The following is a 14,409-nucleotide window of genomic DNA, read 5'->3' as shown; positions in this document are numbered from 1 at the left end:
TGCTGATCGTGGTCGGTGCGCTGGTCGGCTCGTCCGGTGCGATCCTGTCCTACATCATGTGTAAGGCGATGAACCGTCACTTTGTCAGTGTGATCCTTGGCGGCTTTGGCGGCCCGCAGGGCGAGCAAATGGCCGTTGAAGGCGAGCAGATCGCAATTGAGGCGGATGGCGTTGCTGCGGCTCTGAACGACGCGGATAGCATCGTTATCATTCCGGGTTACGGCATGGCCGTCGCGCAGGCGCAGCAGTCGGTTTCCGAACTGGTCCGCAAGCTGCGCGCCAAGGGCAAAGAGGTCCGTTTTGCCATCCACCCCGTCGCGGGGCGTCTGCCGGGACACATGAACGTGCTTCTGGCCGAAGCGAAAGTGCCATATGACATCGTTCTGGAAATGGACGAGATTAATGACGATTTCCCAGAGACGGATGTTGCCATCGTCATCGGCTCGAACGACATCGTGAACCCGGCGGCGCAGGAGGACCCCAACAGCCCCATCGCCGGGATGCCGGTTCTGGAATGCTGGAAAGCCAAGCAGGTCTTTGTGTCGAAACGGGGTCAGGGCACAGGCTATTCGGGCATCGAAAACCCGCTGTTTTTCAAAGAGAACACCCGCATGTTCTATGGCGACGCAAAGGCGTCGTTGGACAAGCTGCTACCGATGATCGATTGATCAAAGGGCTTAACCAAATTGCAAAGGGCGCCTGCGGGCGCCCTTTTCTTTTTTTGTTATGCAGGAGGCGTTGCCTCCTGACCTCCAGGATATTTTCAGCCAGATGAAGCAGCGGATGTGGTACGATTGGTTGGCGGGTTGGGAGGATGTCGATGCAGAAAGTGAATGGAATAGGCGGCGTGTTCTTTCGGGCCACGGACCCGCAGGCATTGAGCGCGTGGTATGAAGCTCATTTGGGCGTCAATCACTATGATCCGGTGCCGTGGAAACAGAGGGAAGGCTATACGGTCTTTGCCCCGTTTGCGCAGGACACCGAATATTTTGGGAGAGCAGACCAGCAATGGATGCTGAATTTCCGCGTTGATGATCTGGCTGCGATGACGAAACAGTTGGAAGCCGCCGGAATCGCGGTCGAAACCAATCCGGATTGGGACAGCGAGGTTGGGAAATTCGCCCGCATTCACGACCCTGAGGGCAACCCGATTGAGCTGTGGCAGCCAAATCAATGAGATAGCGGCATTGTATACTTTTGTATCCTTGTAAGCATATGAAATAAAATGAGAATTGATGTGTTCTGAATGTGACGTATAGTGCGGGTAATGCTTTCGGAGCCCGGCAATGACGCCAATCGACGATCACCCGCTGCGCTATGCGCTGACCAATGAACTGCATGCCCGTCCGTTTCCGGTCGCCGGCACGCCAAGCACGGTGATCTTTCTGGCGATCAAAAAGCCCGAAGCCGCCGTGGCGCGAGACCGTGACGAGGATATTGCGCATCTGGTCGACCTTCTCAACCGGCATGGTGCGCAGCACCCGCAGCCGGGGGCCACGCATTACGCTGGCCAGATCGGGCGTCATTGGCTGAAATGGGAACAGCATACCGAATTCGTAACCTATACCGCGATTGCTCAGAATGTCAGCGAGCGGGCTTTCAACCCGGCGGATTTTGAAGTTTTTCCTGCTGACTGGTTGATGGCGAGCCCCGGGCAGAGGATCACGTCGGTTTTGATGCGCGTGGTACAACGCCCGGATAATGACGCTGTAGAGGCGAGTTTGTCGGATTGGTTTGACCAGGAAAGCCTTGCGGTGTCGCGGGTGTTGGACGATTCAGCGATCTGTGCCAGCGATTTCCGCATCGACCCGGCGGGGCATATGCGTTTCGCGCTTTTCATAAGTGAAGAAACGGGCACGCGCCGCGCCGGGCGCATCATCCAGCGCTTGTGCGAGATTGAAACCTACAAGGCAATGTCGATGCTGGGCTTTGCCCGCGTCAAACAACTGACCTCCCGGATTGGGGAGTTGGACGCCAAGCTGACCGAACTGATGGTGGAAATGACAGATGACACCACACCGCCGGATGCGCTGTTGCCTCAGTTATTGACCACCTCGACCGAGCTTGAAACCATTTCCGCCCGGTGTTCGTTTCGCTTTGGGGCGACCGGGGCCTATGAGGCCCTGGTAAACCAGCGCATCGCCGTCTTGCGCGAGGAACGCTTTGAAGGGCGGCAGAGCTTTGCCGATTTCATGATGCGTCGTTATGACCCTGCTATCCGCACCGTGAAATCCACGGAACGCCGTCTTCAGGCCTTGTCCGACAGGGCCATTCGTGCGGGTGAGCTGTTGCGCACCAGGGTGGATGTTGAACGCAGTGCGCAAAACCAGGCGCTGCTGGAAAGCATGGACCGCCGGGCCGATCTGGCCTTGCGGCTGCAACACACGGTCGAGGGGCTTTCTGTTGTTGCCATCAGCTATTATGCGGTTTCTCTGGTTGGTTACCTTCTTTATCCGCTGACGGCTTCGGGGATTAGCAAAGGAATGCTGACGGCGGCGGTGACGATCCCGGTGGTGGCCGGGGTTTGGTTCGCCATCCGGCGGATCCGCAAGCGGCTTGGTTAAGCGTCAATTGCCAAATCTGGCCGGACCTGTAGAACAGGGGGCGTTTGGCGAGCGTCGCGAGGGTTTCCGGTGATTACCTTAGTTGCAGCGTGGCGGGCAGTGGCCGCCATGTTTATCCTGAATGGGGCTTTGTTCGGCATCTGGGCATCGCGTATCCCAGCCGTGCGCGACCGGTTGGACCTGTCGCATGAGGCGTTGGGCTATGGGCTCTTGTTCATGGCGGCGGGTGCGGTTTGTTCGTTTCCCATCACGGGGCGGCTGACGGACCGGTTCGGCGCGGTATCGATCACCCGTGTCATTGCCGTTCTTTACACGCTGTCGCTGATCCTGCTGGCCTTGGCCGGAGGTTTTTGGGGGCTTGCGGCCTTACTGTTTGTCTTTGGGGCCTTCCATGGATCAATGGATGTTGCGATGAACGCCTGGGCGGCCGAGGTCGAGCAGGCGTATGACAAACCCGTGATGTCGTCGTTTCATGCGATGTGGAGCCTTGGAGCCGGACTAGGCGCCATCAGCGGATACGTGGCGGTGCAACTGGGGCTGACCGTTCTTGTTCATTTCCTGCTGGCAGGGGGCATTGTTGTCGCTCTCGCGCTGGCAATGTCCCGGGTGCGTTGGACGTCAAAGCGATCTGAGGGAGCGCATGGTTCGGTTTTTGCGCTGCCATCTGGCGTGTTGGTTCTGGTTGGGTTCACGGCGCTGTGCGGTGCTTTAGGCGAGGGTGCCGTCGCGGATTGGAGCGCGATCTTTCTGCGGGACATCACAGACGCAACCGAAAGTGTCGCCGCCTTGGGCTACGCCGTCTTTTCAGTTGCCATGGTAGCGTTTCGGCTTGGGGGTGCCACTGTCATCACCCGGTTCGGTCCCGTTTCCACGGCGCGTTTCGGGGGCGTTTGCGCCGCATTGGGTGTGTTCGCGGTGGTGTCTGCGGGAACGCCACTGCCTGCGCTTTTCGGGTTTGCCCTGATGGGGGTTGGCTATGCCGTGATCATGCCGCTGGCGTTCAGTCGGGCGGCCAGCGATCCGGACGTGCCGCCGGGGCAAGCCATCGCAAGTGTTGCTACCTTGGGATACGGAGGGTTGCTGATCGGGCCGCCGCTGATCGGCTTTTTGGCCGAATTGTTTGGGTTGCGTTTGGCGTTTGCCGTGTTGCTGCCGCTGGCGGTTCTGATCGTGCTGTTGGCCGGCGCGCTCAAGCGCGCCGACTGAAGTTTTGTTAGCGACCGCGGATTCGCGGGTCCAGCGCGTCGCGCAGGCCGTCGCCCAGATAGTTTACGCTCAGCACCGTCAGCGAAATCGCCAGGCCGGGCCAGAACACGCGCTCGGGGTATTGCTGCAGATAGTCGACGCCATCGAACAGCAGGCGGCCCCATGTCGGGAAGTCGGGCGGGAAGCCCAGACCAAGGAAGGACAAAGCGCTTTCCGTGATGATTGCCGTCGCAATACCCAGCGTCGCCGACACCATAATCGGGGACAGCACGTTCGGCAGGATGTGCCGCGTGATAATCTGGCTGTTGCTGGTGCCGATGGATCGGGCAGCCAGAACGAACTCACGCTCTTTGATGGCCAGAACGTCGCCACGTACGATCCGTGCCGTAGGCATCCACGAGGTGATGCCAATGGCGCAGACGATCAGGATAAAGATGCCACGCTCCAGCCCGAAAGCTGCGGACAGCGGTTCGCGGAACAGCAGCATCATGACCAGCAGCAGCGGCAGCAGGGGCAGGGCCAGGAACAGGTCGGTCAGGCGCATCAGTGGGCCGTCCAACCGTTTGAAGAACCCGGCCAGCACCCCGATCAGCGAGCCCAGGAACAAGGCCAACAGCATCGCAGTGATGCCCACCGAGACCGAGGTCTGCCCGCCCGACATCATACGGGCCAGAATATCGCGGCCCAATTGGTCGGTCCCGAACGGGTGTGCCCAGCTTGGCCCCTGATTGCGCGCGCGGATGTCGATCTGTGTGGGATCGATGCTCCAGAGATATGGCCCCAGATAGACTCCGGCGACGATGAAGATGAACAGGACAGCCCCGATCATCGCGCCTTTGTGGGTCTTGAACTGGTCCCACACGTCGCGCCATTGGCTGCGGGGCGGGGTGGCCAGTTCCTCCATCACATCGGCCGTCGGCAGAGCGGTCGAGGCCGGGGCCAGACCTTCGTCGGGGATCAGCGTGTCTGATTTATCGTGATCAGTCATAGCGAATCCTCGGGTCCAGAATGCCGTAAAGCACATCGGCGATCAGGTTGAACAGCACGATGAGCACGGCAAAAATGAAGGTCAGTGTCTGCACCATCGGAAGGTCGTTGGCCTGAATGGCGCCGATCAGCAACTGGCCGATACCGTTCACCTTGAATACCTGTTCGGTGATGATGGCTCCGCCAAAGATGGCGGGAATACCCAGCGCGATTACAGTGACCACCGGGATCATCGAATTGCGCAGGACATGGACCATGACCACGGTGTATTCGCTGAGGCCCTTGGCGCGGGCGGTGCGGACGTAATCCTGATTGAGGTTGTCCAACATCGAGGCGCGCATGAAGCGGCTCAGCTGCGCGGTGATCTGAAGTGCAAGCACCATGACCGGCATGATCATCTGTTTCAGCTGCACGACAAAGCTGTCCCAGCTGTTAACCACATGGGTCGTGTCATAGATCGACGGGAACCAGCCCAGCTGGACCGAGAAGATCACGATCACCAGCACGCCCGAGAAGAAGGGCGGGACCGAGAAGCCGACCATCGACACAAATGTGCCCATCTGGTCGAACCAGGAATACTGGCGGTAGGCCGAATAGATGCCGATGGGCAGGGCAATCAGGATGGCGACCACATAGGCGGTGCCAACAACCCACAGGGTCTGCGGGATACGCTGAACGACGATGTCCATGACGGGCGAGCGGGTCTGCCACGAAATCACACGCAGGTCGCCTTCGGAGAAGGTCGTGCCAAAGATGTGGTCGACCAGAACCTGCGGTTCAATCCAGAAGAACTGCACGATCCATTTCCAGAACCGGATATGCATCGGCTGGCCGAGGCCAAGAGCCTCGCGCATCTTCTCTTTGACTTCGGGGGGGACGGTGAGCGGAACCTGCGCCATCGGATCGCCCGGGGCGAGTTCGAGGAGCAGGAAGATGACGAGGCTGATGAACAGCAGTGTTGGAACGGCCAGCACCAGTCGTCTGATGGTAAAGTTGAGCATTCAAAGGCGCCTTTTTATGCGTCTTCTTGTTGGGGTGGTCTGCAAGTGACCGCGCCCCGATAAGGGTCGGGGCGCGGCTTTGCAAGGCTAAGGCTTAGGAACCGGTCTTGCGGTACCAGTCCGCAATGTTCCAAAGTTCGCTGTCCCAAACGTTCAGAACAACGCCACCCAGGGTGTTTGCGTGCGCCGACAGACGACCACGGTGGACCAGCGGAATCATGCCGCCGTTTTCAACCATGATGTCGTTCAGCTTTTTCGCGATCTCAGCACGTTGCTCCAGACCCGCGGTTTCGGCCAGCTGACCATGCAGCTTGTCGAATTCCTCGTTGCAGAAGCGGCTGATGTTTTCGCCCTGCCACTGCGTATCGGGGCGTGGTGCCTTGTCGCACAGACCGTTGCCCAGATAGGACTGCGGGTCGGTGCCGTTGAAGGTGTTGGCGTACATTTCAACGTCAGCGTAGAACTTCTGGAAGGTATCGGGCGAGCCCGGGTCACCACCGAAGAAGACCGATGCGTTGATGTTGCGCAGTTCGGTTTCAACACCGATCTGGCTCCACCATTCCTTGATCAGCGCCTGGAAGTCCTGACGGACAGCGTTGGTCGAGGTTTGATAGACGATTTTCAGCGGAACACCGTCTTTTTCACGAACGCCGTCGCCATTGGTGTCAACGATGCCAGCTTCGTCCAGCAGAGCGTTTGCACCGGCGATATCCTGCGTGTCGCAGGTCATCGAGGTCGAGTTGAAGGCGGCCGGGGCCGGAACCCAGTTACAGGTCACTTTACCCGCTTGGCCATAGCCGATTTCCACCAGCAGCGGGCGGTCGATTGCCATGGACAGGGCTTTGTAGACCGCAGGGTCCTGCAGGAACGGGTGCGGATGTGCAGCCGTGGAACGCTCGCCTTCGGGCAGGTCGGGCGACGGGTTGGTCTGGTTCAGCATGATGCGTTCAACCAGCGGACCGAAGCCAGCAACGGGCGTGCCTTTGCCGCCTTCCTGCATCTGCGCGATGACTTCGGGCGCCAGCTGCAGGTTCCAGGCATAGTCGAACTCGCCGGTTTCCATCACCGCACGGCCAGCAGCGGTCGCATCGCCGCCACCTTTGAAGGTCACAGTCGCGAAGGCTGGTTTCGCCGGGTCACGGTAGTTGTCGTTAGCCTTGAACGTGATCACGTCATTCGGCTTGAACTCGGTGACGACAAACGGGCCTGTGCCAATCGGATTGAAGTTTTGTTCGGTGCATTCCGGGGCTTTTGCGCCAATGCAGTTTTCGAACTGGGCCTTCTGCAGGATTGGGCTTTCGCCGCCAACAAACGGGCCGTACGGGAACGGGGTCGGCGCGTCGAACGTTACTTTGACGGTCAAATCGTCAACCGCCTCGACCGATGTAACGCCTTCGAATTTGGTCACCTGCGCACAACCGCCTTCGGGGTGCATGCAGTAATCAGCAGTGAATATCACATCCGCCGAGGTAAACGGCGTGCCGTCCGACCAGGTGATTCCGGGTGCGATTTTCCAGGTGATCGAAGTCAGATCTTCGCTGACGCCACCATTTTCAACTGTGGGAACTTCTGAGGCCAGAAACGGCACCATGTTTCCATCTTGGTCGTAGCGGGCCAGCGGTTCGATGACCAACGAGGCGGATTCGATGTCCTTGGTACCACCCGACAGGAACGGGTTCAGGATCGACGGGGCCTGCCAATAAATGATGCTGACATTGCCGTCCGAACCGCGTTCGGCAAAGGCCATCGGGGCCATTGCCGTGCTGGCGATCGCACCAAGCAAAAGGGTTTTGATTTTCATAAGTCACTCCCGAATTGGACACGTTCGTGTCTCGATTATCTCCGCAAGGCCTGCGGGTTTGGCGTTGCCGCCTCGGGGTAAGACTATGATCAGCAACGATAATAGCGCTAACGCTTTTTGTGCGCGCCGTCTCCCCAAGGCGGTTACGTGGGGTATCGAAACAGAACTTGAGAAAAATGCAAGTGGTGCCGTCGCGAAAATGTGTAATGGGTTTGACTTTTCCCGGCGGCCCACCGTAGCGTTCGGCATTCACAATAAGAAAAACGTCGTCAAGGGAGCGCGCTCGTGCTGGATCAGCCTATTGCACAAATCAAAAAACTGCGGGTGGAATTTCAGACGAAGGACGGTCCTGTTGTTGGCGTCGAGGATGTCTCGTTCGAAGTCAAACCCGGTGAAACCGTTTGTATTGTTGGTGAATCGGGCTCTGGAAAATCGGTTTCGTCGCTGTCGCTGATGCGGCTGGTAGAATTCGGTGGCGGCGAAATCGCGGGCGGGCAATTGCTGTTTGATCGACGCGACGGCGGTGAGATGAACCTGGCCGATGCTGATCAGGATCTGATGAAACAGATTCGCGGCAATGAGATCGGAATGATCTTTCAGGAGCCGATGACCGCTCTGAACCCGGTATTCACAGTCGGGCGTCAGTTGACCGAGGGTCTGCGTATCCACAAGAACATGTCCAGGGCACAGGCCGAGGGCCGCGCCTTGGAGCTGTTGCGTCAGGTGCGCATCCCCGAGCCCGAACGGCGGTTGAAGCAATACCCGCACGAGTTGTCGGGCGGGATGCGTCAGCGTGTGGTCATCGCGATGGCGATGGCGTGCGAACCGCGTCTGCTGATTGCCGATGAACCCACCACTGCGCTGGACGTGACCATTCAGGCCGAGATTCTGGCACTGATGGACCGGCTCAAGCGGGAAACTGGCACGGCGGTGATGTTCATCACCCACGACATGGCCGTGGTCGCGCAGATGGCCGATCGCGTGGTGGTCATGTTCCGTGGCAACAAGGTCGAAGAAGGAACGGTCAAGGAAATCTTCGAGAATCCGCAGCACGACTACACCAAGGCGCTACTGGCGGCGGTTCCTAAGCTGGGCGAAATGCAGGGAAAATCCGCGCCGGAACCGATGAAGCTGCTGGGCGTCGAAGGGCAGAACATTGCGCCGATTCCGGGCACTGAAGAGGTTTTGCTGACCGTCAAGAACCTGACCACCCGCTTCCCGGTCAAGGGTGGTCTGTTGCGGCGCACGATTTCGAACGTGCATGCGGTCGAAGATGTTTCGTTCACGCTGAACAAAGGTCAGACGCTGAGCCTTGTGGGCGAATCCGGGTGTGGTAAATCCTCGGCAGGGCGTTCGATCCTGCGATTGGTCGAGCCCATGTCGGGTGAGGTCGATCTTGACGGCGTCGATATCATGAAACTGGACCAATCCGGGCTGCGCAAAGCGCGGCTGGACATGCAGATGATCTTTCAGGACCCGTTCGCCTCGTTGAACCCACAGATGCAACTGGTTGATCAGGTTGCTGAACCTATGCGCAACTACGGTGTTGCGTCGGGATCAGAATTGCAGGACCGCGTGGCGCAACTGTTCGACAAGGTGCAGCTGCCGCGCAGCTTCATGCGCCGTTTCCCGCATGAAATGTCGGGTGGTCAGCGTCAACGTATCGCCATTGCCCGCGCCTTGGCCCTGAACCCCAAGCTGATCATCGCGGATGAGGCGGTCTCGGCCCTCGATGTATCAGTGCAGGCGCAGGTTCTGAACCTGATGATGGAGCTACAGTCTGAGTTGGGCCTGTCTTACCTGTTCATCAGTCACGACATGGCCGTGGTCGAACGGGTCAGCCACTATGTCGGGGTCATGTATCTTGGCCGCATTGTCGAGCTTGGCCCGCGCGCGCGTGTATTCGAGAACCCGCAACACCCCTATACTCAGGCTTTGATGAAGGCGGTCCCGATCGCGGATCCGAACAAGCGGAAATCGGAAAAGGATCTGAATTTCAAGCCCATCCCGTCTCCGATTCATCCCGTTGGTCACACGCCCGAACCCTCGCAGTATCGAGAGGTTGAACCGGGTCACTTCATTCTGACCACGGACAGCGGATACTGAACCGAATGGCAAATCGCCTGACGCCTCTTGAGATCATGACCAAGCTGATCTCGTTTCCGACCGTAAGCCGTGAGACCAATCTGCCACTGGTGGATTGGGTTGAGGAATACCTGCGGGGCCACGGGATCGAATCGCATCGCTGGCCGGACCCGGATCAACCGCACAAGGCGGCGATCTATGCGCATGTCGGCCCGGTGCAAGAAGGCGCTGTTGTCCTGTCCGGTCACACAGATGTTGTGCCGGTGGACGGGCAACCGTGGGACACCGATCCGTTCATAGTGACAGAGAAAGACGGCAAGTATTTCGGGCGCGGTACCTGCGACATGAAAGGCTTCGACGCTCTGGCCATCTGGGCTTTGGTCGAAGCGCATTACGCCAATCTCAACCGCCCTTTGCAGTTGGCGCTCAGCTTTGACGAAGAAGTTGGGTGCACCGGTGCGCCGCCGATGATTGAGGCGATGCAGAAGGTACTACCCAAGGGGTCCGCCGTGATCGTAGGGGAGCCGTCGATGATGCAGGCGGTGACGGGCCACAAGGGCGGTTTCGGTTTTGACACGCATATCATGGGCTTCGAAGTTCATAGCTCGATCATGCACACGGGAGTCAACGCGATCATGGAGGCCGCCCCCCTGATTGACTGGGCCAATCAGCAAAACGCCAGGAACATGGCCACGCAACCCAGCGCGGTTGCCTCCGTGTTCGATCCGCCATGGACGACCTGCCACGTCGGCATGATCGAAGGCGGCACGGCCCACAACATTACCGCGAAAGACTGCCGGTTCATGATGGATTTCCGAACCGTGCCGGATGAGTCCAAGGCGCAGTGGCAGGACGAGTATTTTAAACAGGTCCGCGAGGTCGAGGCCCGGATGCAGGCTGTACACCCGGAGGCGCGGATTGAGCTGTCTGAACACTTTTCCATTCCGGGGCTTGTACCCGAACAGGACGGAGAAGCCGAAGCTCTGGTGCGTTCACTGACCGGAGACAATGCAGGCCACGTCGTCAGCTATGGGACCGAGGCTGGCCAGTTTCAGGAGGCCGGGTATTCCGCGGTAATTTGCGGGCCGGGTGATATTGCGCAGGCCCACCAACCAAATGAGTTTATTTCAGTTACACAATTCGACGCAGGTCAAAAGTTTATGCAACGATTGGTTGAAAGATTGCGCGCCTAGGTTGAAATTAGGCAGGGTCAGGAAATTTTAGGGAGGTCTTAAGATGCCCGTCAAAAACAGACTTGCGGAAATGCATGGCGAGATCACCAAATGGCGCCGCCACCTGCACGCGCATCCCGAGCTTATGTATGATGTTCACGAAACCGCAGCTTTCGTCACTGAACGTTTGAAAGACTTCGGGGTGGACGATATCACGCCGGGCATCGGCAAGACAGGCGTTGTCGGGGTGATCAAGGGGCGCACGGATACGCAAGGTCGGGTCATTGGCTTGCGCGCGGATATGGATGCGCTGCCGATAGAAGAGGCGACGGGGCTCGACTATGCCTCGACCGTTTCGGGCAAGATGCACGCTTGTGGGCATGATGGGCACACCTCGATGCTGCTCGGGGCGGCGCAATACCTGGCTGAGACGCGCAATTTTGACGGCACCGTGGTATTGATCTTTCAGCCCGCCGAAGAAGGCGGGGCAGGCGGGTTGGCCATGTGTCAGGACGGCCTTATGAAGCGCTGGGGCATTCAGGAAGTATACGGGATGCATAATATGCCCGGCCTTCCGGTGGGCGAGTTCGCCATTCGGCCCGGCGCGCTGCTGGCGTCATCCGATGAGTTTGAAATCACGGTAACCGGCAAGGGTGGGCACGCCGCTGCGCCGCACGATGCGGTGGACACGACGCTGGTGGCCTCGCATATCGTTGTTGCCTTGCAATCTGTGGTGTCTCGGACGGTCGATCCAATCAAACGCGTCGTTCTTACCGTCGGCACGTTCGTGACGGACAGCGTCGCCTCGAACGTCATTGCGCATACGGTACGTCTGCAGGGAACCGTGCGCACGCTGGACCCCGAATATCGCATCATTGCAGAAGAGCGTGTGCGCCGGATTGCCGAGGATACGGCCTCGGCCTTTGGCGCGACGGCCGAGGTCGTCTGGACGGCGGGATACCCGGTGACGGTGAATTCCGAGGCCGAAACGAGCTATGCGGCCGAAGCGGCGGCGGCTGTTTCCGGCAAGGTCAATGACAGCACAGATCCCATCATGCCGTCGGAAGATTTCGCCTACATGCTTGAAGAACGGCCCGGAGCCTACATCTTTATCGGGAACGGGGATACGGCCATGTGCCATCACCCGGAATACAACTTTGACGACGACGCGATTCCCGCCGGCTGCAGTTGGTTTGCCGAGCTTGTTGAACGACGATTGCCCGTCGCGTAAATCAGGGAGAATGACATGCCGATCAAAAACCGCCTCGCAGAGATGCACCAAGAGATCACTGGTTGGCGGCGTGACATTCACCAGCACCCGGAAATTCTGTACGACACGCACCGCACCAGCGCGCTGGTGGCCGAAAAGCTGAAAGCGTTCGGCTGTGACGAGGTGGTGACCGGCATCGGTCGTACCGGTGTGGTCGGGGTTATTCGCGGCAAGACCGACACGCAGGGACGTGTGATTGGCCTGCGCGCGGACATGGATGCCTTGCCGATGCAGGAACAAACCGGGTTGGATTATGCCTCGAAGACAGCAAACGCGATGCATGCCTGCGGTCATGACGGGCATACGGCGATGGTTCTGGGTGCCGCGAAATACCTGGCTGAAACCAGAAACTTTGATGGCACAGCGGTTGTGATCTTTCAGCCCGCCGAGGAAGGCGGGAATGGGGCCGAAGCCATGTGCAAAGACGGTCTGATGGACCGGTTCGGCATTCAGGAAGTTTATGCGATGCACAATGTGCCTGGTGTTCCAACCGGGCAGTTTGCCATTCGCTCGGGCCCGTTACTGGCTGCGGCGGACGAGTTTGACATCCACCTTGAAGGGCATGGAGGCCACGCGGCAAAACCGCATGAGACGGTCGATACGACGGTGATGCTGTCGCAACTGATCGTGGCGTTGCAGACGATCGTGTCGCGCAATGCGGATCCGATCCTGCAAGCTGTTCTGTCAGTGACCTCGGTCGAGACGTCCTCTAAAGCGTTCAACGTGATCCCGCAATCGGCACAGATACGCGGAACCGTCCGGACCCATTCCAACGAGATGCGTGACCTGATCGAACAGCGCCTTAAGGAAGTCGCCGAAGGGATCGCCGCAACGTTTGGTGGTTCCGTAAACGTCGACTACAAGCGCGGCGTTCCGGTGACGATCAATGCCGAAACTCAGACCGGATATGCTGAAGAAGCCGCGGTCTCGGTCGGCGGCAGCTGTATCGAGGCGCCGATGGTGATGGGGGGCGAGGATTTCTCGTTCATGCTGGAAGAACGGCCCGGAGCGTTCATCGTACTGGGCAATGGCGACAGCGCCGGGTTGCACCATCCCGAATATAATTTCAACGACGAGATCATCCCGATCGGATGTTCGTGGTTTGCGGAAATGGTCGAGCGCCGGATGCCGGCGGCTTGAATTAGGAGAGAGAAGATATGCCAGTCAAAAACCGCTTTGCCGAACTGCAGGATGAAATCACTGCATGGCGACGGGATCTGCACGAGAACCCGGAAATCCTGTTCGAAACCCACCGCACCAGTGCAGTTGTGGCCGAGAAGTTGAAAGAGTTTGGCTGTGACGAGGTTGTCACCGGCATCGGCCGCACCGGCGTTGTTGGTGTGATCAAGGGCAAGTCGGACAGCAAGGGCAAGGTTATCGGCCTGCGGGCGGACATGGACGCGTTGCCGATTCATGAGGCGACCGGTTTGGACTATGCCTCGAAAACGCCCGGAGCCATGCATGCTTGTGGTCACGATGGCCATACGGCGATGCTGCTGGGGGCAGCGAAGTACCTGTCTGAAACCCGCAATTTCGATGGCACCGTTGTTGTGATCTTCCAACCTGCGGAAGAAGGCGGCGGCGGTGGTCGCGAAATGTGCGAAGACGGTATGATGGACCGCTGGAACATTCAGGAAGTCTACGGCATGCACAATTGGCCGGGACAGCCCGTGGGCAAGTTCGCGATCCGTCCGGGTTCGTTCTTTGCCGCGACCGATCAGTTCGATATCACCTTTGAAGGGCGCGGTGGTCACGCCGCCAAACCTCATGAAACGGTGGACACCACGGTGCTGGCCGCGCAGGCCGTTTTGGCCCTTCAGACCATTTCCTCGCGCAATGCGGACCCGATTGATCAGGTCGTGGTTTCGGTGACGTCGTTTGAGACATCGTCGAAAGCTTTCAACGTGATCCCACAGACCGTTCAGATCAAAGGGACCGTGCGAACGATGAGCAAGGACATGCGCGATCTGGCTGAAAAACGGATCAACGAGATCTGCAATGGCGTCGCGGCGACGTTCGGCGGTACCGCCGATGTGACCTATATTCGCGGGTACCCGGTGATGGTGAACAGTGACGAGCAGACGGAGTTTGCCGCTGACGTTGCCCGCTCGGTTTCCGGGGATTGTGAGGATGCGCCCCTGGTCATGGGTGGAGAAGACTTTGCCTTCATGCTGGAGGAGCGCCCGGGGGCTTACATTCTGGTGGGCAATGGGGATACGGCCATGGTCCACCACCCCGAATACAACTTCAACGATGAAGCCATTCCGGCTGGTTGCAGCTGGTGGGCCGGGGCTGTTGAACAGAGGATGCCTGCGGCGTGAGG

12 protein-coding genes are annotated in these 14,409 nt (G+C 58.8%); 9 read left to right on the top strand and 3 right to left on the bottom strand.

Annotated features, from left to right (window positions below; all coding sequences use genetic code 11):
- The 4 genes from ACR0LF_RS23200 to ACR0LF_RS23185 all read left to right on the top strand — a co-directional run.
- Positions 1-668: NAD(P)(+) transhydrogenase (Re/Si-specific) subunit beta (locus tag ACR0LF_RS23200; protein ID WP_480576089.1), on the top strand; the 668-nt coding region annotated here is incomplete at its 5' end.
- 152 nt (positions 669-820) lie between these two features.
- Positions 821-1,177, top strand: coding sequence for a VOC family protein (locus tag ACR0LF_RS23195; RefSeq protein ID WP_480576086.1), 357 nt, complete (start codon positions 821-823; stop codon positions 1,175-1,177).
- A 109-nt stretch (positions 1,178-1,286) separates the two neighbouring features.
- Positions 1,287-2,564 carry a DUF3422 family protein gene (locus tag ACR0LF_RS23190; RefSeq protein WP_480576083.1) on the top strand — a complete coding sequence of 426 codons (1,278 nt, stop codon included), beginning with the start codon at positions 1,287-1,289 and terminating at the stop codon, positions 2,562-2,564.
- A 108-nt stretch (positions 2,565-2,672) separates the two neighbouring features.
- Positions 2,673-3,770, top strand: coding sequence for an MFS transporter (locus ACR0LF_RS23185; RefSeq protein ID WP_480576080.1), 1,098 nt, complete (start codon positions 2,673-2,675; stop codon positions 3,768-3,770).
- Between the two features lie 7 nt (positions 3,771-3,777).
- Here ACR0LF_RS23185 and ACR0LF_RS23180 read toward each other — a convergent pair whose 3' ends face one another.
- The 3 genes from ACR0LF_RS23180 to ACR0LF_RS23170 form a co-directional block, all read right to left on the bottom strand.
- Positions 3,778-4,758, bottom strand: coding sequence for an ABC transporter permease (locus ACR0LF_RS23180; RefSeq protein WP_480576077.1), 981 nt, complete (start codon positions 4,756-4,758; stop codon positions 3,778-3,780).
- Positions 4,751-5,758: an ABC transporter permease gene (locus tag ACR0LF_RS23175; RefSeq protein WP_480576074.1), complete on the bottom strand. Its 1,008-nt coding sequence runs from the start codon at positions 5,756-5,758 to the stop codon at positions 4,751-4,753. Before ACR0LF_RS23175 ends, ACR0LF_RS23180 begins: the two co-directional genes overlap by 8 nt.
- Before the next feature lie 94 nt (positions 5,759-5,852).
- A complete protein-coding gene (locus ACR0LF_RS23170; protein WP_480576071.1) occupies positions 5,853-7,559 on the bottom strand; it encodes a peptide ABC transporter substrate-binding protein in 1,707 nt (568 codons plus the stop codon).
- Between the two features lie 285 nt (positions 7,560-7,844).
- On the opposite strand from ACR0LF_RS23170, the gene ACR0LF_RS23165 reads away from it, so the two are divergent.
- From ACR0LF_RS23165 to ACR0LF_RS23145, 5 genes are read left to right on the top strand one after another with little or no spacing between them, the layout of a single operon-like run.
- Positions 7,845-9,665 (top strand): ABC transporter ATP-binding protein, encoded by a 1,821-nt coding sequence (locus tag ACR0LF_RS23165; RefSeq protein WP_480576068.1) that lies wholly within the window; start codon positions 7,845-7,847, stop codon positions 9,663-9,665.
- A 5-nt stretch (positions 9,666-9,670) separates the two neighbouring features.
- Positions 9,671-10,837 carry an acetylornithine deacetylase gene (gene argE, locus ACR0LF_RS23160; RefSeq protein ID WP_480576065.1) on the top strand — a complete coding sequence of 389 codons (1,167 nt, stop codon included), beginning with the start codon at positions 9,671-9,673 and terminating at the stop codon, positions 10,835-10,837.
- Positions 10,838-10,880: 43 nt separating this feature from the next.
- The gene (locus ACR0LF_RS23155) at positions 10,881-12,047 is read left to right on the top strand and encodes a M20 aminoacylase family protein (protein ID WP_480576063.1); all 1,167 of its coding nucleotides are present in this window, start codon (positions 10,881-10,883) and stop codon (positions 12,045-12,047) included.
- A gap of 15 nt (positions 12,048-12,062) precedes the next feature.
- Entirely contained in the window at positions 12,063-13,226 is a 1,164-nt protein-coding gene (locus ACR0LF_RS23150) for a M20 aminoacylase family protein (protein WP_480576060.1), read from the top strand.
- Positions 13,227-13,243: 17 nt separating this feature from the next.
- Positions 13,244-14,407, top strand: a complete 1,164-nt coding sequence (locus ACR0LF_RS23145) for a M20 aminoacylase family protein (protein ID WP_480856489.1) — start codon at positions 13,244-13,246, stop codon at positions 14,405-14,407.
- The last annotated feature ends 2 nt before the right edge of the window (positions 14,408-14,409 follow it).

This window comes from Ruegeria sp. E8, assembly GCF_056533985.1.
Note: the sequence above shows the minus strand (reverse complement) of the source record. Positions and strands in the feature narration are given on the sequence as shown.